Source organism: Bacillus sp. 5RYD7K (assembly GCF_059831465.1).
In genome coordinates this window covers 1,028,140-1,048,642 of record NZ_CP191200.1, presented here as the reverse complement: position 1 = coordinate 1,048,642, position 20,503 = coordinate 1,028,140, and the positions used below count along the sequence as shown (strand labels likewise).

Here is a 20,503-nt window from a genome sequence, read left to right as displayed (position 1 = left end):
AAAAAACAGGACAATCGCGTCCTGTTTTTTTTGAGCTAATTAAGCTCCTGTATATTCTGCTCCGCCACAGCCGCAAATACTTTCGGCTCCGGACGGTCAAGATCTTCATGGAATAAACTTACTTTATGGATCTGCCGGTTGTCGTACAGATGAAAGTAATAGCTCCCCGTGTCACAGCACATGACGGACGTATACTGCGTATAATCAATTTCATTCTCCTCGGTGATCACCGCGCCTTTTGGAATATTCATATTGGACAGCACGTGGAAAGCGGCCGTAACGCCATCTGTTTCATGAGCGGCAGGCTCTAAATGCTCTTTCAGGTAAGCGGCCCTGATGAATCGGGATGGCGGCGTGTAGTCACCGGGAAGCCCGATCGTTCCTGACCCTTGGCCGAATGCGGTTAATGTCATTCCGCCCAATGTTTTGCTTTCTGACTGCTGCGGCCTGATTCCGATATAATGGCGCAGATTGGTCACATGCCAAGGAAATTCAGGACTGTTGGTCATCACTCCGGGTTTGTTGTCATAGACTTTCATACCTTCCGGCGTCGGCTCGATCACAATGCAGCTCCCCGTGCAGTCTGATAAAATCCAATGAAGGGGCAGCACCGTATCCAATAACATTAACTTCTTCTCTACAATTGTCAGTGAAGCGAGCTTTTCCTTTACGTCTTCAAGAGATTCACAGTTTGATAAGGTCCATGTGACGAACTCATGAGGAGCAATGTGGCACGTGCCCTCCCGTTCCGCTTTCTCGTATCCCGCAAAGCCCGGAAAATACAGCGTCGCACAAGACAGCCCTTTTTCATTCACGCCGTCGGCAAACAGAATATTGCCGAGGTTTCTCCCCATGCCGATAAATGCGTATTTCGTCTTATGCAGCCTGCCGTCAGCTTCGCTTTTCCAGCTGTACTGACGAGGGTACAGCATGACGTCGGTGTCGAGCTGAAAAGCAAAATCCATCGTTCGCGCCAATAGGTGATTACCATCTGCCGTTTTCAATGTAAGACTTGTACACATATCATCAATCCCCTTTTCATTTATGAAATTTACACAAAGTAAACTATTCTTAAAGCTTAGCGAATAATGATTCCATTCGTCAAAAGATTGGCACATTTCTCCTTCATACATATTAGTCCGTAAGCATATCCATGCCTTTTAAACCCCGGTAAATCGTTTTGGCGGCAGTGTCTGTTCAGTTTCACAAAAAATCTAAGAACTGCTGTCAGCGAGGCTTTACAATGTTTTTCCTGCGTACTGGAATTTGTAAACGGTAAGTCAATCTGTTAAGCTATGACTTTATGTTAAAAGAAGACATACGGAGGAGATTATCTATTGAAAGTAGAAAGGCGAACGATTGAACATATTCCGCATCACGAAAGACACGGAAAGGCCAAAGATTTATTCCCCGTTTGGTTCGGGGCGAATATGCATATTACGACGTTAGTCACAGGCACACTGCCCGTTACGATGGGACTCGATCTCTTTTGGAGTATCGCCGCCATTATTATCGGAACCTTTATCGGCGCAATCTTTATGGCGTCTCATTCCGCACAAGGACCTCAGCTCGGAATTCCGCAAATGATTCAAAGCCGCGCGCAATTCGGCGTGATCGGAGCGATTCTGCCCCTCTTTTTGGTCATGTTTATCTACCTGGGCTTCTTTGCGAGCAGTACGATTCTCGCAGCCGGTACACTGAGCAGCTTTGTACCGATTCCGGCTTCATGGTGTATTATCGGCTTAAGCGCCATCTGTTTTTTACTCACGATCTACGGTCATGATCTGATTCACAAAATGCAGAAAATCCTCTCTTGGACCTCCTTTGCCGTTTTTTTTGCTGCAACGATTCTTATTTTTCAACTGCCGATTCCCTCAGGAAGCTGGGTGCCCGGCTCATTAGATCTGCCTGTTTTCTTAGTGGCGGTCAGCGCGGTGGCCACATGGCAGCTGGCATACGCGCCATATGTCGCAGATTATTCCCGTTATCTGCCGATCAAAACACCGGCATCGCATACCTTTTGGTACAGCTACGCAGGTACGTCAGTCAGTTCTATCTGGATGATGCTTCTCGGCGCTATTTTGACGACGGCGCTCCCGGGATTCACTGCTAATGCCGGAAATGAAATTGTCCGATTGTTCGGCCCGTTTTCCTTTATTATGCTGATTATCGTCCTGTTCGGACAAATGGCGATCAACGTCTTTAATTTATACGGAGCCTTTATGTCAACCACGACTACCTTGGAGCCGTTTTTAAAACTGAAGGTGACGCCGAAAACGAGAGTCGTAATGATCCTTTGTGTGACGGCAGCGGGTACTGTATTAAGTCTCTTGGGTCAAAGCAATTTCATGGAACTGTTTTTAAATTTCATCTTTTTCATCAGTTATTTCTTAATTCCATGGACAGCGATCAACCTCGTGGATTACTATTTTATCCGCCGCGGAAAATACCACGTCAAATCGATGTTTGACGTGAATGGACAATACGGCAGGGTCAACTGGATTACAGCGGCCGCCTTTGTTTTGTCGATCATATTAGAAATCCCGTTCATCAATACATCCTTTTACATCGGGCCGCTCGCAGAAATATTCGGCGGAGGCGACATCGCCTGGGTCGTCGGGCTGGCCGTTCCGTCGCTGTTGTATTATGTTCTGATGAAATCAAGGTTAAAACAAAAAGAGGCGCCTTCCCTATGAAGACGCCTTTTCTTTATTCATATTCCTTCCATACACGCGGCAGCAGTTCAGAAAGTTCGTGCGCCAATAAGGTATGTGCGGAGCGCTCTTTCGTCCATAACTCCGCACATTCGCCGTGAAGGCGGACAGCGTTCAATACGGCATGCTTCGGGTCTTGATGACAGCACAGCATACCAAGGATCATTCCCGTCAGCGTGTCGCCGGTCCCGCCTTTTGCAAGCGCGCCGTTTCCGGTTGTATTCCGGCGGCACTCCCCGTCAGGAAAAGCGATAATGGTTTCGTTTCCTTTCAGGACAATCGTGACATGAAGCCGCTCCGCCCATTCCGCGGCATATGCCGCCCTGTTCTGCTGAATCTCTTGAATCGGAAGGCCTGTCATTCTTGAAAATTCGCCGGGATGAGGCGTCAAGATCACCGGGGCTTTCCTTTCCGGATAGGTTCTTTTCGTTATGGCACCCGCATCCAGTATGACGGGATAATCGACAGAAAGCAGCTGGTCAGCCGCCTGCTGCACTTCGTCCGTTTGGGGAAGCCCCGGCCCGATGGCCGCGGCCCGGATGGTTTCTTCCGGCTGAGCCGCCGCGGCTTTTTTCCACCCGTCCCGCCAGTACGTCGCTTCCGGCAGCACCGGGACAATGAGCGGGATGACGCCTGCCGATGTACCGATGACGAGCTTGCCGACGCCGCTTCTCATCGCGCCCAAACCTGCAAGAAGGGCGGCTCCCGGCATGTCATCGCTTCCGGCCAGCAATAACGCCGTCCCGAACGTCCCCTTATGGCTGTCTGCGTCCCGTTTCGGCAGCGTATCTTTCACATCCCGTTCCGTCCAATCCAGTATGTTCATCTCTGTACCTCCTCTTCTGTCTCTTATTTATATTCCAAACAAGAAGAGATTTTAAACCGCACAAAAAAAACAGCCGCACGTTTGCGGCTGTTTATGTTCTGATCGGAACATCAAGACGGTAAAGCTTCCGGTACCGTTCGTTTTCTGCAAGCAGCTCTTGATGGGTTCCTTCCATTTCTGCTTTTCCATTTTCTAAAAAGACGATCTTATCAGCTGTTTCCACACCTGCCAGATGGTGTGTAATCCAGAGGATCGTTTTCTCTTTAAAGACGTCAAAAATCGTATCAAGCAATTCGCGTTCAGTGACCGCATCAAGGCCGACCGTCGGTTCATCAAGAATAATGACCGGCGTATCCTGGAGCAGAATGCGGGCAAGTGCGATCCGCTGACGCTCCCCGCCTGAAAAACGTATCCCCGTCTCCTGCACGGACGTTTCATACCCGTCAGGCAGTGATTCAATATAGTCGTGCAGCTTCACTTGCCGCGCCGCACGCTTAACATCTTCATCACTCGCCTTGCCGTTTCCGAGCCGGATATTGTTCATAATGCTCGTATTAAAGAGATGAGGCTTCTGATTCAAAACGGCTACCGCTGAGGAAATCTGATCCTGCACGGCCGCAGTTTCCAGCCCGTTCAGTGTCACTTTGCCTGAATCGGGAACTAAGGCGCCTTCAATTAAAGCGAGAGAGGTCGACTTACCGGAGCCGCTCCTGCCGAGCAGCGCCATTTTTTCACCCTGGCGGAGAGTGAAGGAAAAGCGGTCAAGCACATGACTGTGCTGATCATAAGAAAATGTCACGTTATCAAACGTCAGTGTCACATCAGTGACATCCAGTTTCTCATCTGACTGCTTCACCTCACGCCCCCGCAGCTCCGGAGCCGCCTTACTCATTCTTCTGATCGAATCCTGATAAGAAGGCACTTCCGTCAGCGCATCCGAAAGGGGCAGAAACGCCTCCGTCAATGGAAATACAACAAGCACAAAGGCCGCGATCATCGTGTTGGCCATACTGCCGTCCGCATACTGACCTGCCGTCCAGAACAGCATGATCAATATGAAGCCGCCGACAAGGCATTGAGCGGCGAGATCGCGCAGCCTCGTAAATCGCTGACGTTTGCTCTCAAGGTCAAACCACGCCTTTTCTTTCTCTTCATAAGAGGAAATAAAGGCGGCCTGACGTCCCGAGAACATCCAGTCGCTCACGCCGAGCACAGCATCGGTCAGCCGGCTGTAGAGCGTATTCCGTCCGCTTTTCAGCCTCATGTTTTTCGCTCTCGTCACAAGAAGCGACACAACCGGAAATAAGACAACCAATACAAACAGGTAAATCGCCGCAAGAGCGGCAAACGGCCAGGAAAAAAAGCCGAGCCCGATAACGGATGCCGCATAGAGCAGCAAAGCGGAAACCCCGGGGAAAATCGTTTTTAAAAACGCATCCTGCAAATGCTCAATATCCTCAGCCAAAATGCCGAGCATGTCGCCCGTCCGGAAACGGGAAGAGAGCATGAGAGAGGCCGGCTCCAGCATATTGTAAAGCCGCACCCGCATGTCGGACACGATTTTCAAAATGATGTGATGCCCCGTCAGACGCTCGGCATACCGGGAGACTGAACGGGCGATCCCGAAGGTGCGCACGGCCACAATCGGAACGTACACCAGCAGGATATTCTCAGGCCTAGTCGCCGACTTAGAGATCAAAAAACCGGAAGTAAACATGAGAAAGGCCGCCGAAAAAATCGTCACCGCGCCTAAAAAAATCACAAGAACAAACAAACGGGCATTTTGCTTAATATACGGCAGAATCCATTCTTCTTTCCTCATGTTCTTTCCCCCAGTTGCGCCTCTACAAGTTTGGCGTATACGCCTTGTTTCGCCATCAATTCGTCGTGGGTGCCGATTTCCGCTACCGCGCCGTCATCAAGCACGATAATTTCGTCCATTTCAAGCATCCAGTGAAGACGATGAGTCGCCAGAAAAACAAGCTTATTTTCAAACAGGTCTTTCATCGTTTCTTTTATTTCATACTCTGTTTCAATATCAAGGTGAGCGGTCGGCTCATCCAAAAGGAGAATCGGACGGTTTCCTAAAAAGGCTCTGGCCAGCGCGACACGCTGAGCCTGCCCTCCGCTGAGCGCCCGTCCGCCCTCGCCGATCCGGCCGTCAAGACCGCCGGGCAGATCACGGATCAGTTCGGAAAGACCCGCCGAAGCAGCGGCCTGCGCCGTTTCCTCACGGGAAGCATCAGGATGATAAAACCGGATATTATTCAAAAGCGTGTCATCAAAAATGTACGGATGCTGCGGAATATAGAGCAGCTGCTTCTGCCAGCCGTCCGACTGCAGATGCGAGCGGGATTCACCGTTTACCTTGATCTCACCGGACGCAGGCTCTAAAAAGCCGCCCAGCACATCAATGAGAGTCGATTTTCCCGCGCCGCTTTCACCGATAATCCCGATTTTTTTCTTCCCTTTAAAGGACAGATTAAATTCAGGCATCGATTCACGGACGGACAAACGCGTAAGCTGTAATTCATCTCCGTCAGTCCACGTATCAAGCTCGAGCGGCTTTTCTTCTTTAAAACCGGGCTGCGTCAAAATCGCCTGAATGGTTTTTCCCGCTTCCTGCCCGTTTAATGTCGCGTGGTAATCATTTCCCACCTCGCGGACCGGGAGAAAGTATTCAGGCGCGAGAATCAGCGCGGTCAATGCCGGACCGAGAAGAATCTGTCCGTCTATCAGCCGCAAGCCGAGGAACACCGCCACTGTCGCCACCGACAGCATCGTGAAGAAATCAAGGGCGAATGATGATAAAAACGCGACCCGGAGCGTGCTCATCGTCGCCTTGCGGTATCTCTCACTGACGTGAAAAATATTTTTGCTGTGTGATTTGCTTAATCCTAAAAACCGCAATGTCTCCAGTCCGCGGAGCGAATCCACGAAATGATTGGAAAGCGTCTGATAGGACTTCCATTGGCGATCGGCTTTTTTCTGTGCGACAAGTCCGAGCAGAATCATAAATACAATCAAAATCGGAAGCGCAAGAATCAGAATCAAAGCCGATGTTTTATCCTGAAAAAACACGTAAATGACAACGGCAGCCGGCACGATCGCCATGCTGACCATTTTCGGCAGAAACAGCTCTAAATAGCGGCGGAACTGGCTGATGCCCTCCATCGCCAGCGTCACCATCCGGCCTGTCCCCTCTTTTTTCGCAAAGCGGGGGCCGAGACGGAACAATTGCTCAAGAAATCTTTTTCTTAAGTCCGCGCCGGTTTGCGCGGCATATTGGTACACGATTTTCTGCCGGACCGTTGTCACCACATGCCGGACCAAAAACGCAAGCAGGAAAAAGCCGATAACCGGATAAAGAGAAGCAATCCGCTTCCCGTTAAATAATCCGGTTACCGCCTGGCTCAGCCATTCCGCCTGCAAGATAATGGCGGCCGTTTGTATGATCGTTAATCCCGTAATGATCGCAAGAATCCGCTTCATTCCTTTATAAAGAAACAGGTCTTTTCCCATTAATAAGTCATAGGCTCCTTATGGCTGACGCGTTTCCGGAAGACATAATAGCTCCAGATCTGACTGCCGATGACAAACGGCAGCAGAGTCAGTGCGACAATTGTCATGACTTTAAGTGAATAATCACCGGAAGACGCGTTAGCTACTGTTAAGTCATACGCGCTTTTCAGCGAGCTGACCATGACGCGCGGGAACAGGGAGATAAAAATCATCGCGACTGTCAAAGCGAGACCCGCGCCGGTCATACCGAATGCCCAGCCGTCTTTTTTCTTGCTCATGAACACAATGGCAAGAACGTTGCAGATGACAATCAGCACGAATATTGGAATCGTGATGTTTGCCCGGCGTGTAAACATATCCGTATCGTATGCAGACATCGCAAAGAAAGCAAGTACAACAAGAAAGATAACACCGATTACGCGTTTTGCCATTTTTCTCGCACGCTCTTGTAAATCACCGATCGTGCGCAGGGTGATAAACATTAAACCGTGCAGGAATGAAAGAAGGGTGACGGCTGCTCCGCCAAGAACGGAATACACGTTCACAATATCTGAAAAACCAGCGTGAATGTTCATGTGTCCGTCAATCGGCACACCGCGGAACAAGCTTGTAAAGATAAGGCCGAATACAAACGGCGGGATAAGGCTTCCGAAGAAAATTACCCAGTCCCATGTTTTGACCCATTTCAGATTGTTCACTTGCCCGCGGAATTCAAATGCCACGCCGCGGCCCATCAAGGCAAGAAGAATGATGATAAACGGAATGTAATATCCGCTGAGCATCGTTGCATACCAGTTCGGGAATGCCGCGAAAATCGCTCCCGTACCTGTGATCAGCCACACCTCATTCGCATCCCAGAACGGGCCGATGGTGTTAACCAGCACTCTGCGTTCTAATTCATTATGGCCAAGAAATCGGGTCGAAATGCCGACACCGAAATCAAAACCTTCTAAAAAGAAAAATCCGACAAACAAAATCGAAACGAGTATAAACCAAAGATCATGAAGTGACCCCATGGTAGACCTCCTGACTGAACGGATCTGTTGATACAGGAACATCCTTGTGATCATCATGGTCCGCACCTTTTTTAATTTCACGAACGAATAGGAAAACAAGCAGCGCGCCTAAAATCAAGTACATGACGCCGAAGCTGATAATTGAAAACAGCAGAGATCCCGTCGTTACGTTAGGCGAAACGGATTGTGCGGTCGTCAATTGCCCCATGACCGTCCACGGCTGGCGGCCGATTTCAGTCATAATCCATCCGGCAGAGTTCGCAATGAACGGGAATGCGATCAGTGCGATCATGCCCCGTAAATACCACTTGCTTGTATGAAGCTTTTTGCGGCGGTTCAGAATAAAGCCGGCAATCGCGGCGAAAATCATAAGCGCGCCAGCACCCGCCATGATGCGGAAGCTCCAGAACGTCGTTTTAACAGGCGGGATATAGTCGCCTTTTCCGTACGTTTTTTCGTATTCTTTTTGAAGAGTTTTCATCCCTTTAACACTGCCGCTGAACTTCTGATAAGCCAAGTAGCTGAGTGCGTAAGGAATTGAAATTTCTGATGTGTTTTTTTCTTTATTCGTATCAATGTTCGCAAAAGCCGTCCATGCGGCAGGATCACCGCTGTCATCCCAAAGCGCTTCACTGGCGGCCATTTTCATCGGCTGCGATTCCATTAAATGCTCAGCCTGCATATGTCCGCTGAACGCAACGCCGATACCGGCGATCAGACCGACAATCATTGAAAGCTTGAAAGATTTATGGAAGAAAGGCACTTCTTTTTTCTTCAATAATTTATATGCGCTGACACCGGCGATAAAGAAAGCACCAGTTGCAAGCGCCCCGAAAATGACGTGAGGGAATTCAACCCAAAGCTGAGGGTTTGTCAAAAGCGCCCCGAAATCATTCATTTCCGCGCGGCCGTTTTTAATCGCAAAGCCGACCGGCTCCTGCATGAATGAGTTTGCCGTCAAAATCCAGAAAGATGACATAATTGTCCCGAAGGATACAAGCCAAATGCAAAGCAAATGCACTTTTTTAGATAAACGGTCCCAGCCGAAAATCCATAATCCGATAAAAATAGACTCCATAAAAAACGCCAAAAGCGCTTCAACCGCAAGCGGAGCTCCAAATACGTCTCCGACAAAACGAGAATAATCAGACCAGTTCAATCCAAACTGGAATTCCTGAAGAATCCCTGTGACGACGCCGACAGCAAAGTTAATTAAAAAGAGATGTCCCCAAAATTTAGCCATTTTGAGATAGGTCTCTTGTTTTTTGACAACATAAAGCGTCTCCATCAAAGCAACCATAAACACAAGCCCGATAGACATAGGCACAAACAGGAAGTGAAACAATGTTGTAGATGCAAATTGTATGCGGGCTAAAACCAACTCACTCATGATGTTTTTCCTCCAATCTGGTAAATTGCTCAACATTTCACAAACACGACAAAACCATTGCTCGGTATTTCACAAGAAATGATATATTTGCTCAATGTTTCACAAATTTGTCAAAACTAATGAATTATCAGCCTGCACTCCCTGGGGGGCAGCGGCTGTCATAGAAATGATTCAATATCATTACTTTACAACGATTCCGCCTAAAAAAAAAGATCGATATACCTAAAAATAGGCTGAAATTGTGACCGATTAATGTCGAATTTGTAGAGACTTTATGTCGGCACCTAGGATTTTTGTCCCTTCCATATCGTACCTCTTTTTTATTCGTGTGGCGAACAAAATGCTTTATTCAGCGAGAAAGGCCGCCAAATCGCCTTTTTGAGAAAGAAAAGAGGGGAAAGCAAGTTTTCTAGTAAATTCTTAATATATGAAAAATTTAAATTTTTTAGTATACTTTAAATGGGGATATTTTTCACTACATAACGACTGGGGGAACAAGCATGGGAGAACTTCAACCAAATTTGCAAACGGATTCAATCCCAAAACAGCAACGGACTGATAATTGGTTTGCCAGAGCAATGAATATAAGAATCGGCATTATTCCTCTTCCTATCTATATCCTGCTCTTCTTGCTTATTACGGTGTTTGTCATGAAACACGATGTAAAAAGCGACATCCTGACATCGATTGCCGTCATGAGTTTTTTCGGATTTACCTTCGGCCAGATCGGAAAATCCATTCCGATCGTGCGTTCCATCGGCGGCCCTGCGATCCTCGCAACCTTTATTCCGTCCGCTGTCGTCTACTATCACCTGCTTCCGAAAGATATTATTACATCAACAACAGAATTCACAGAAAACTCTAACTTTCTCTATCTATTTATTGCCGGTATCGTCGTCGGCAGTATTCTGGGGATGAAAAGAGAGACTCTCGTCAAAGCTTTCGTCAAGATTTTCATTCCGCTGATCGCCGGCTCGATCGCGGCCGCCATCGTCGGCTTATGCGTCGGGACGCTGCTCGGGCTCGGTTTTCAGCACACACTGCTTTATATTGTCGTCCCGATTATGGCGGGAGGTGTCGGCGAGGGCGCGATTCCTTTATCCATCGGCTACTCCGATATGATGCCGATGTCCCAGGGAGATGCCTTTGCGCTTGTGCTGCCGTCCATCATGCTCGGCAGCCTGTGTGCCATTATGTTATCGGGTTTGCTGAACGTCATCGGGAAACGCAAGCCGGAATGGACGGGCAATGGGAAGGTTGATAAGTCTGATCAATCCGCTCCTGTATTGGAACAGCCGGCCAATGACAATGCGTTTAATCTGTCTTTTTTCGCTTCGGGGGGGATTTTAGCGGTTTCCCTGTATTTGGTCGGCATGCTGGCGCATGATTTCTTTCAGCTTCCGGCTCCTGTCGTGATGCTCGTCCTTGCCGTGCTTATTAAGCTGTTCAGGCTGGCGCCGGCCTCGATTGAAAACGGAGCTTTCGGCGTTTCGCGTTTTTTCTCGACAGCCGTGACGTATCCGCTCTTATTTGCGATCGGCGTTTCAATGACACCGTGGGACAAACTGATTGCAGCGTTTAATATCAGCAATATCATTACCATTTTATCCATTGTCATTACGATGATAGCCGTCGGTTTTCTGACCGGTAAATGGCTGAACCTGTACCCGATTGAGACAGCGATCATCAATGCCTGCCATTCCGGTCAGGGCGGCACAGGCGACGTCGCGATCTTAAGCGCCGCTGAACGGCTTGAGCTTATGCCGTTTGCCCAAGTGTCGACCAGAATCGGCGGGGCGATTACCGTGAGCGTCACCCTCCTGTTGCTTCATCAATTCTATTAAACGGAAAAAAGCCTCCGCCATATGCGGAGGCTCTGTTATTTCATCACATTTTGGATATAAGAGCCGAATGCCGTACCGGACATGTCCGGCGACACACGGACACGGTGAAGCGAGTAAAGCCCCTGATCTCTCGATGCCGCTCCCGGCTCCGTCGTGACCGCCATACGGTAGCCTGCAGCAGCTGCGGCTTTTAATGTTTCCTTATTATATCGTCCGACAGGGTAACTGATTACAGACGTCCGCTGCCCGAACATTTGGTCAAATAGACGCTTAGAGTCCGCCATTTCGCGTCGCTGCTGCTGAGGCGTGAGCCCGTTCAATTCGAGATGGTTCATCGTATGGCTTTGAATGGAAATGCCGTTTGCGGCCATCTCCTTCATCTGCTTCTCAGTCAGGTGATTTTTATGTCCGATAAAGTTACCGATCATGAAGATAGTCGCTTTCATCTTATATTTCTTTAAAATGGGATACGCCGCTTTGACATTGTCGGTATAGCCGTCATCAAATGTGATCAGAACGCATTTCTCACGCGGCTCTCTATCCTCCGTCAGCATCAGATAGGCTTCTTCCGGAGTCATCGTATAATAGCCGTGATCATGAAGCCACTTCATATGCTGCTGGAATTCTTCCTTCGGCACACGCAGGCTGTTTCCCTCAGAAATGCTGTGGTACATCAGAATCGGCAGTCTCGCCGTTCCTTTCGTTTTAACCCAGGCGGACGTATCCGGCTCCTTTTTGATTTGGCGCTTTACAGACTTTTTATCGTGGTGCGCTTCTGCCTTCGGAATGCTCTCTTCGGCACTTGCCTCATGGTCCGAACAGGCGGCAAGCGTTAACAGAGCAGCCAAAAGGCACATGCACGTAATCATGCGTTTCATGGTTTTCCTGCTTTCTGTCTACTATTTACTTTTTATATCGGTCGACGGGCAAAAATTGTTACATCAAAAAAGCCGGACATCCAGCTGTCCGGCTTTGCGTCATGAGCGGATTCTGATTTCTGTTTCACTGTCGAAAAAATGAGCTTTATTCATGTCGAAAGCGACAGTCAATTCCTCACCGGCATGAATGTCATGGCGAGCATCAATCCGGGCGATAAAATCCTGATCCCCGATCCGGGAATAAACCATAATTTCTGACCCGAGCAATTCCGCGACATTGATTTTAGCTGTGATGGATGAATTCTTATAGGATTCTACCACAATCAGCTCGTCATGTATGTCTTCCGGGCGGATGCCGAAGATCACATCTTTACCGGCATAGCCTTTTTCCCGGAGCATTTTCATTTTCCCTTCCGGCACGCTGAGAGCGGCCGAACCGATCTGAATGGCGCCGTCAGTCAGCTTCCCTTTAAAAAAGTTCATCGCGGGGGAGCCGATGAACCCGCCGACAAAAACGTTTTCCGGATGTTCATAGACTTCTTTCGGCGTGCCGATCTGCTGAATCTTCCCATCCTTCATGACTACAATGCGTGTCGCCATCGTCAGCGCCTCTGTTTGGTCGTGCGTCACATAGATCGTAGTTGTTTGCAGTCTTTGATGGAGCTTAATAATTTCAGCCCGCATCTGCACCCGAAGCTTTGCATCCAGATTTGACAGCGGCTCATCCATTAAAAACACTTTGGCGTCCCTGACGATCGCCCGTCCTAATGCAACACGCTGCCGCTGCCCGCCGGAGAGCGCCTTCGGTTTGCGGTGCAGATACTCTGTGAGCCCCAGCATTTTCGCTGCTTCTTCGACCCGTTTTTTAATCTCCGGTTTCGGCATCTTTCTCAGCTTCAGACCGAAAGCGATATTATCATAGACCGTCATATGCGGATACAGCGCATAGTTTTGGAACACCATGGCGATATCCCTGTCTTTAGGAGCGATATCATTCACCCTCGTGTCTCCGATATAAAAATCGCCCTTCGAGATGTCTTCCAGCCCGGCAACCATCCGCAATGTTGTCGACTTTCCGCATCCCGACGGACCGACAAACACGATAAACTCTTTATCTTTAATATGAAGGTTAAAATCATCGACAGCCGCTTCTTTTTGATCGTAATACTTATAAATATGCTCGAGCCGAAGTTCCGCCATGTATATCCCCCTTTATTTGTAAACGCTTTCTTAAATAGGATTGTAACAGCCTCCGGCGGCGGCGTGTATAGGCAATGTTCATAAAAAAAGCCGGCAGCCTTCGTGCACATTTCCCATTTACTGTGATTTTTCATACTGCAGGCAAATGAAATAAGCCAGCAGGGCGCCCCGATATGTCTTAATATCAATACCTGAGCGTTCCGCAAATTTATCAATCCGATATTGAAGACTGTTGCGGTGCAAATGCAGTTTTTTCGATGTGAGCGACATGTTTGAGTTATGTTCAATAAAAGTCTGAATCGTATGCTTCAGCTCCGGTTCTTTCTGAAACAGCAACACCGCCTCTTCGTGAAGCAATGCAGAGAGCTTATCTCGGCTTTCTTCCGAGAGCATGGCCGGAAATACCGTTTCCGCGGTCAGCGTGCTCAGCTGCGGGAGATGACGCCTTCCAATCTGAAAATATTGCTGTTCTCTCCGATAATGAAGGCGCAGACGTTCCCCGGCACCGTAATACCTCCCGATGAAGAAACGGACTCTGAAATAAAAATCGCATTCAGAAACCTTTACAAAAGATGCGATATCATCCGGATCAGGGGCTTCAAGCTTTTCTTCCTCTACAATCACGCCCTGATCCCTTCCCGTCCGGACAACGGTATACGGAATCGGCCAAAAATGGCGCAACGCTTCCGTAAACACCCCCCAGTTCCGTTCCCCCATTAAGTCATAATGAATAAAACGGACACGAAACTCTTTGACGTCAGGAACCGGACCCTCTTCCAGCAGAAAACGCCGCCACCTCTTTGCTTCCGCCGTCTCTGCAAAAAAAACGCCTTTCTCTTCAGCAGGTGTCAAAAACGATTCCAAAAGCAGTTTCTCCTTCGGGGTGATATCCTCCTTCGGAATGGCGACATAGACCCGCCTCTTCTCATCATAAAAACAAAAGACATCCTCTGCCGCACAGCACGTATCAGACAGCACAGCCCTCGGGTAAATTGCCAATAACGGGTTCATATGCGCTCCTCTCTATCGCTCTATTATATTTTCAGTATAAAACGTCCGGCGGGTTGTATCTACTTCATTTTAGAAACAGCTTTCCGGCTATTTCCCGGGAAACGGATCATTACCGTTTCTCCCCGGTATATAAAAAACCCTCCGCACCGGCAGAGGGATCTTTTTTATTTAGAGATATCGACGAAGCCTTCACCAAAGACGTCACGCACATCATGAACAATGACAAACGCCTTTGTATCACAGCTTTTAATAATTTTCTTGAGCATGGAGAGCTCTTGTTTCTGGATGACGATATATAAAATTTCTTTCGACTGCCCCGTGTAATTCCCTTTACCCGACAGCAGCGTCACCCCTCTGTCCATAAGCGTGTTGACCTGCTCAGCGATTTCGTGCTTATGCTCAGATATGATCGTCACCGCTTTTTTCGTATTCAGCCCTTCAATGATAAAGTCCATCACCTTCGTTCCGATGTACAGCATCACAATGGTAAACATCATTTTTTCCGCACCGATGATGAAATAAGAACTGAAGACGACAATCAGATCAAAGAACAAAAGCGCATAGCTGATATTCCAATCGAGATATTTGTTCGCAATCCTCGCCAAAATGGCAGATCCCGCAGTCGTGCCTCCGACTCGGATAATGATTCCGATTCCGACACCGGCAAACACACCTGCAAAAATAGTATTAATAATGAGTTCATGTGACGGCGAGTGCCAGTCATGCGTCAGATGCAGAAACAGCGAGTTGGCGACAACAGTAATGATCGTATAAAGCGTTGTTTTACCGTCTAAAAACTTATATCCGATGATCAATAAGATCCCGTTCAAAATGATATTCGTCACCCCGGGCGACCATTCAAACACATAATACAAGATCAAGGTAATCCCCGTTACCCCGCCCTCTCCAAGATCATTCGGAATGGCGAATAAATTAACGGCCAATGCGAAGATAAAAGCCCCAATCATCAGCATCAGCACATCCAGCAACCTCTTTTTCATCCCAGACACTCCCTTTTTATAAAATCAAAAAAGCCCGGGAGAGCACTCTTCATCAAAAGAGCAGAAACTCCCGGGCTTTTATCCCACCGTGTCACAGCAAAAAACCTGCTGTGTGTTTTCTCTCGGTCCAGACCAATTCAGCATTGCGGAACCCTAGAAAACCACTGTTTTTTATGTTCAGTTTTTGTATTTCTTTCAAGATTATACGGGAAATCACGAGCATGTTCAACCACTCTTTTTTCCATAAACCTATGAAAAATTCGAACGACCTGCCGATACTAATAAAGGCCCTTAAAATATATGACTAAAAAATCATCAAAATACTATTTTTCTCAAAATTGTATTGACTATAGGTTATTTTACAGTCATTATAGTATGTAGTTTTCAAGAAATAGTTTACATAGGAGGAAATATTATGGCAGGCAATTTAGTGTCTTGTAAGGCATGCGGCAAAGAAATCGCTAAAGGCGTTAAAAAATGCCCAAACTGCGGTAAAGATCAGAGAAACTTTTTTATGAGACATAAAATCATCACATTGCTTCTGGCAGTAGTGGTTATTATCATTCTCGTAAATCTCGGCGGCGGAGGCGGATCTTCATCATCTAAAACTGCGTCCTCAAAAGCTGCGGAGTCCAAGGAAAAACTGTATAACATCGGTGACACTGTTAAAACTGAAAAAACAGAAGTTACTGTGACGAAAGTGGAAAAAAGAGATTCAGTAGGCTCTCAATTTGTCGAGAAAAAAGCGTCTGACGGCGGCGTTATCGTAGCTGTTCAATACACAGTTAAAAATGTGTCAAACAAGCCGTTAAGCTCTTTCTCCATTCCAAGAGCGAAATTAGTAGATTCTAAAGGAACATCCTATGATTCAGATATTGATGCTTCTTCAAGCTATGCAACAGAAACAAAAGTAGACAACAGTAAAATTTTAAGTGACTTGAACCCGAACATTAAAGTTACTGACGTAAAAGCCTTTGAAGTTGATAAAAACGCATACTCTAAAGGCACTTGGAAATTAAAATTCAGCAACGATGTTGAAGTAAAAGTTAAATAATGACCGTAATAAAAGAGACCTTCGCCATTTGAAGGTCTCTTTCCTTTTACACCTTTTGATACCCGTTCACATTGGAGGACTGCCACTTCCATGAGTCGGCGCACATTTCTTCAAGGTCTCGCTTTGCTTCCCAGCCTAATTCTGCCTTCGCTTTTGCCGGGTCTGCGAAGCATGCGGCAATGTCTCCCGGGCGCCGGTCGGCAAAACGGTACGGCACTTCTTTTCCCGATACTTTTTCAAACGCCTTGACCATCTCAAGAACGCTGTAGCCTCTTCCCGTGCCGAGATTATAGGCGTCGGCGCCCGTTGTGTCCAGCACCTTTTCAAGCGCTCTGACGTGGCCCTCGGCAAGGTCAACGACATGGATGTAATCCCGCACGCCGGTGCCGTCCTTTGTCGGATAATCATTGCCGAACACCTGCAATTGCTCAAGCTTGCCGACAGCGACTTGGGCGACGTACGGCATTAAATTATTCGGGATGCCGTTCGGGTCTTCTCCGATCCGGCCGCTCGGATGCGCGCCGAACGGATTAAAGTAGCGGAGCAGCGCAATGCTCCATTCAGGGTCCGCCTTATGCAGATCGCGCAAAATCTGTTCCAGCATCAGCTTGGTCTGCCCGTAAGGATTGGTCGCACTTAACGGAAAATCTTCGGTGATCGGCGTTGTTTCCGGAACGCCGTAAACCGTCGCTGATGAGCTGAAGACGATTTTTTTCACACCGTGTGCCTGCATGGCTTCACATAAAATAAACGTCCCCGTCAGATTATTATGATAATAACGGAGCGGAACAGCCACAGACTCACCGACCGCTTTTAAACCCGCAAAATGAATGACGGCTTCAATCTCATTTGCAGCAAACACCCGGTGAACGGCGTCACGGTCAAGGAGATCCGCTTCATAAAACACAAGCCCTTTTCCGGTAATGTCTTTCACACGCTCCAATGCTTCCGGTGAACTATTTGACAGATTATCCAGAACCACGATGTCATAGCCGCTGTTTAACAGCTCGACACATGTGTGGCTTCCGATATAACCCGCTCCGCCTGTCACTAAAATCGCCATGAAGAAAGCCTCCCTATTGAATGAATTGACCATATTATATCGGTTTTTTCTTCCTCTATCATCCATTTTCAGAAAGTTTAATCGTTTAGTCATCGTTTCTTCATATTTTGTTTTCATTCGCGTAATTCAAACGGGTTGTGAAATAGAAATCCCTCCCCCGCACATGGTAAGATAAGACAAAGGAGATGACGGTATGAAAAACGAAATCATTGAACGCTTTACTTCTTATGTAAAAGTCGATACACAGTCTGACGAAAACAATGAAAACTGCCCATCCACCCCCGGACAGCTCACATTGGCCAACATGCTGGCAGATGAATTAAAGTCGATCGGCATGAAAGAAATCACAATCGATGACAATGGATACGTCATGGCGACTCTTCCGGCAAATACGGATAAAGACGTGCCGACGATCGGTTTTCTGGCCCACGTAGATACAGCGACTGATTTCACCGGAAAAAATGTGAATCCTCAGATTATTGAAAGCTATGACGGACATGATATCGTTCTGAATGACAAACTCAACGTCATCCTGTCGCCTGAGCAGTTCCCGGAGCTTTCCCGCTATAAAGGCCAGACGCTGATTACAACCGACGGCACGACGCTGCTCGGAGCCGACAACAAAGCGGGCATTGCCGAAATCATGACGGCAATGGCGTACTTGATCAACCATCCGGACATCAAACACGGGACGATCCGGGTCGCATTCACGCCGGATGAAGAAATCGGCAGAGGGCCTCACAAATTCGATGTCGGCCGCTTCAACGCCGCATTCGCCTACACGATAGACGGAGGCCCCCTCGGAGAACTGCAATATGAAAGCTTTAATGCAGCCTCCGCAAAGCTTACTTGTTACGGAAAAAGCGTTCACCCCGGAACGGCGAAAAACAAAATGGTCAACGCTTCAAAAATCGCGATGGAATTTCATCACGCGCTGCCGAAAGAAGAAGCGCCGGAATATACGGAAGGGTATGAAGGCTTCTATCACTTAAATTCAATGAACGGAGACGTTTCTGAAGCCGCCCTGTCGTACATCATCAGAGACTTTGACAGAGACCGCTTTACAGAACGAAAAGAATTTATGCAGAAAACCGCCGACGCGCTTGCGGCTAAATACGGCAAGGAAAGCATCAAGCTTGAACTGCATGATCAATATTACAACATGAGAGAAAAAATCGAACCGGTCAAAGAAATTGTCGACATCGCCTATCAAGCCATGAAAAACCTCGGCATCGAACCAATTATCGAACCGATCCGGGGCGGAACCGACGGATCACAGCTCTCTTACATGGGACTGCCGACACCGAACATCTTCACGGGCGGCGAAAACTTCCACGGAAAATATGAATACATTTCCGTCGACCATATGGAAAAGGCGGTAAACGTCATTGTTGAGATCGCCAGGCTGTTTGAAGAACGCGCGTAAAACCAAAGCTCCCTGCTTTGGTTTTTTTCTTTCACATGAAACCTTTCCTTCTTTCTTTCCGTATATAAGGTATGAAATGGAAAGAAGGAGTGAAGACTATGGCAAGAGGCACTGTAGCAAGAGAATTGAAAAAAACCTTAAAAGACCCCCGCGTTCTGGAGACGAAATCGAACCCTTTTAAAAAGCTGCGGAAAATGTTCAGACGATTTTTTGTAAGATAACATCTCGTTTTCTTACAAAAAATAAGGAAAGCGTTATCAAATCATAATCTTCCGTTAGAAGCAGTTATTTTGCATATCCCAGGATTTTTTAGGGTACTGAATAACACAAGGCAAACGAAAACACTGTATTAGTTAATTCGGCACTGCCAAAAAATAGTCGAAAAGTTATATAAACGATCATCACTCAGCAGCCGATACAATCTATAGAACCACAATAAGAGCAAAATCCACTGCAGATCATAGTCATTTTTACGGAAAATGTCTTTATTTTTTAAAAAAGTGACAATTGTTTGAATACTTTTCGTTTGTTTTTTCGTACAATAATAATACCAAAACTTTTTTTGGGAGGTATGTAAAATGATGCTACTTATTTTTGCTGCTTTGACAGGATACCTGGTTTTCTCTTTCAGTAAGGACAACCGCCGGAAAACGCCAAAGACAAGCCCGCTGGTGACAGCTGCCGACACGAATAACATCATTGATTTAAATGCGATCCGTCAGAAACGCCGGATGCCGCTATCATAAAAACGACAGCTGCCGCAAAATCGGCAGCCTTTTTTTGTGCACCCCTCCAATATGAAACCATCCGTCTCCTTTTTACGTACAACATAAAAAAGGAGTTTTTTTATGTATCATTTTTATATCAAAGAGCGGATGTTTACGTTTAAGAATCGGTTTCAAGTGTTTCTTGAAAGCGGAAAAGAAGTCTACAATGTGGAAGGAAAGCTGTTTTCTTTCGGTGATGAACTGAAGCTGACTGATTTGGACGGCCGCACGCTCGCCAGCGTCAGTCAGAAACTGATGTCGCTCGTTCCCCGTTACGAAATTTCCGTCGGCGGCAAGCCTGTATGCCAAGTCATCAAGAAAATGACGTTTTTCAAACCGAAATTTGAAATTTCCGGAGTCGGCTGGGATATTACCGGCGATGTGTGGGGACGGAATTTTCAAGTGACAGACGGGAAATCAAACCGGATGACCGTCACCAAATCATGGATGAGCTGGGGCGATTCTTATCATTTGGAGATTGAAAATGAAGAGGATATTGTTCTTTGTCTTGCGATCGCAATCGTAATAGATATGATTCTATTTGAGGGTGATAAATAAAAATATTTATCGAAATATATTGACAATATAAGATAATATACTAAGATTAAGAGTATTACAGTTTATTCTGAAAAATAGCATATTTCCTTATCAAGAGAGGTGGAGGGACTGGCCCTATGATACCCGGCAACCGCTGTTCAGCAGAATGGTGCTAAATCCTGAAGATAAGGTTGAGATTTGCGGACGCAAGCTCTTCCCTATCCAAGGGAAGAGCTTTTTATATTTCATTGAGG

17 protein-coding genes and 2 riboswitches are annotated in these 20,503 nt (G+C 47.2%); of the genes, 6 read left to right on the top strand and 11 right to left on the bottom strand.

Features of this window, described 5'->3' with window-relative positions; all coding sequences use genetic code 11:
* Window positions 1-35 precede the first annotated feature (35 nt).
* Window positions 36-1,022: a penicillin V amidase gene (gene yxeI, locus ACQE26_RS05265; protein ID WP_500470874.1), complete on the bottom strand. Its 987-nt coding sequence runs from the start codon at window positions 1,020-1,022 to the stop codon at window positions 36-38.
* A 315-nt stretch (window positions 1,023-1,337) separates the two neighbouring features.
* Here yxeI and ACQE26_RS05260 point away from each other — a divergent pair, with 315 nt between their 5' ends.
* Window positions 1,338-2,696 (top strand): purine-cytosine permease family protein, encoded by a 1,359-nt coding sequence (locus tag ACQE26_RS05260; protein WP_500470873.1) that lies wholly within the window; start codon window positions 1,338-1,340, stop codon window positions 2,694-2,696.
* 13 nt (window positions 2,697-2,709) lie between these two features.
* Here ACQE26_RS05260 and ACQE26_RS05255 read toward each other — a convergent pair whose 3' ends face one another.
* The 5 genes from ACQE26_RS05255 to ACQE26_RS05235 form a co-directional block, all read right to left on the bottom strand.
* On the bottom strand, window positions 2,710-3,540 hold the full coding sequence (locus ACQE26_RS05255) for an NAD(P)H-hydrate dehydratase (RefSeq protein ID WP_500470872.1): 831 nt from the start codon (window positions 3,538-3,540) through the stop codon (window positions 2,710-2,712).
* Between the two features lie 91 nt (window positions 3,541-3,631).
* Window positions 3,632-5,362, bottom strand: coding sequence for a thiol reductant ABC exporter subunit CydC (cydC, locus tag ACQE26_RS05250; protein ID WP_438420923.1), 1,731 nt, complete (start codon window positions 5,360-5,362; stop codon window positions 3,632-3,634).
* Window positions 5,359-7,062, bottom strand: coding sequence for a thiol reductant ABC exporter subunit CydD (gene cydD, locus ACQE26_RS05245; protein WP_500470871.1), 1,704 nt, complete (start codon window positions 7,060-7,062; stop codon window positions 5,359-5,361). The genes cydC and cydD overlap by 4 nt, the downstream gene beginning before the upstream one ends.
* Window positions 7,062-8,078, bottom strand: coding sequence for a cytochrome d ubiquinol oxidase subunit II (cydB, locus tag ACQE26_RS05240; protein ID WP_060963936.1), 1,017 nt, complete (start codon window positions 8,076-8,078; stop codon window positions 7,062-7,064). The genes cydD and cydB overlap by 1 nt, the downstream gene beginning before the upstream one ends.
* Window positions 8,062-9,468, bottom strand: a complete 1,407-nt coding sequence (locus ACQE26_RS05235) for a cytochrome ubiquinol oxidase subunit I (RefSeq protein ID WP_016937474.1) — start codon at window positions 9,466-9,468, stop codon at window positions 8,062-8,064. The genes cydB and ACQE26_RS05235 overlap by 17 nt, the downstream gene beginning before the upstream one ends.
* Window positions 9,469-9,968: 500 nt before the next feature.
* Here ACQE26_RS05235 and cimH point away from each other — a divergent pair, with 500 nt between their 5' ends.
* Entirely contained in the window at window positions 9,969-11,312 is a 1,344-nt protein-coding gene (gene cimH / locus ACQE26_RS05230) for a citrate/malate transporter CimH (protein ID WP_500470869.1), read from the top strand.
* A gap of 35 nt (window positions 11,313-11,347) precedes the next feature.
* On the opposite strand, the gene ACQE26_RS05225 is transcribed toward cimH, so the two are convergent.
* From ACQE26_RS05225 to ACQE26_RS05210, 4 genes are all read right to left on the bottom strand, one after another.
* Entirely contained in the window at window positions 11,348-12,190 is an 843-nt protein-coding gene (locus ACQE26_RS05225; protein ID WP_500470868.1) for a polysaccharide deacetylase family protein, read from the bottom strand.
* Window positions 12,191-12,289: 99 nt separating this feature from the next.
* The gene (locus tag ACQE26_RS05220) at window positions 12,290-13,390 is read right to left on the bottom strand and encodes an ABC transporter ATP-binding protein (RefSeq protein WP_047475985.1); all 1,101 of its coding nucleotides are present in this window, start codon (window positions 13,388-13,390) and stop codon (window positions 12,290-12,292) included.
* Between the two features lie 117 nt (window positions 13,391-13,507).
* Window positions 13,508-14,401 carry a PucR family transcriptional regulator gene (locus tag ACQE26_RS05215; RefSeq protein WP_500470866.1) on the bottom strand — a complete coding sequence of 298 codons (894 nt, stop codon included), beginning with the start codon at window positions 14,399-14,401 and terminating at the stop codon, window positions 13,508-13,510.
* Window positions 14,402-14,565: 164 nt separating this feature from the next.
* Window positions 14,566-15,402, bottom strand: coding sequence for a YitT family protein (locus ACQE26_RS05210; RefSeq protein WP_016937469.1), 837 nt, complete (start codon window positions 15,400-15,402; stop codon window positions 14,566-14,568).
* A 65-nt stretch (window positions 15,403-15,467) separates the two neighbouring features.
* Window positions 15,468-15,570: riboswitch (guanidine-I (ykkC/yxkD leader) on the bottom strand.
* Window positions 15,571-15,916: 346 nt separating this feature from the next.
* On the opposite strand from ACQE26_RS05210, the gene ACQE26_RS05205 reads away from it, so the two are divergent.
* Window positions 15,917-16,456, top strand: a complete 540-nt coding sequence (locus tag ACQE26_RS05205; RefSeq protein ID WP_500471455.1) for a DUF4352 domain-containing protein — start codon at window positions 15,917-15,919, stop codon at window positions 16,454-16,456.
* A 46-nt stretch (window positions 16,457-16,502) separates the two neighbouring features.
* Here ACQE26_RS05205 and galE read toward each other — a convergent pair whose 3' ends face one another.
* On the bottom strand, window positions 16,503-17,519 hold the full coding sequence (gene galE / locus ACQE26_RS05200) for a UDP-glucose 4-epimerase GalE (RefSeq protein ID WP_438420928.1): 1,017 nt from the start codon (window positions 17,517-17,519) through the stop codon (window positions 16,503-16,505).
* Between the two features lie 193 nt (window positions 17,520-17,712).
* On the opposite strand from galE, the gene pepT reads away from it, so the two are divergent.
* The 3 genes from pepT (at window position 17,713) to ACQE26_RS05185 (ending at window position 20,270) form a co-directional block, all read left to right on the top strand.
* Window positions 17,713-18,945: a peptidase T gene (gene pepT / locus ACQE26_RS05195; RefSeq protein WP_500470865.1), complete on the top strand. Its 1,233-nt coding sequence runs from the start codon at window positions 17,713-17,715 to the stop codon at window positions 18,943-18,945.
* A gap of 578 nt (window positions 18,946-19,523) precedes the next feature.
* The gene (locus tag ACQE26_RS05190; protein WP_003150808.1) at window positions 19,524-19,691 is read left to right on the top strand and encodes a hypothetical protein; all 168 of its coding nucleotides are present in this window, start codon (window positions 19,524-19,526) and stop codon (window positions 19,689-19,691) included.
* Window positions 19,692-19,793: 102 nt separating this feature from the next.
* Complete coding sequence (locus ACQE26_RS05185) at window positions 19,794-20,270, top strand: LURP-one-related/scramblase family protein (RefSeq protein WP_438420930.1); 477 nt, start codon at window positions 19,794-19,796, stop codon at window positions 20,268-20,270.
* Window positions 20,271-20,354: 84 nt separating this feature from the next.
* Window positions 20,355-20,441, top strand: a riboswitch (SAM riboswitch).
* The last annotated feature ends 62 nt before the right edge of the window (window positions 20,442-20,503 follow it).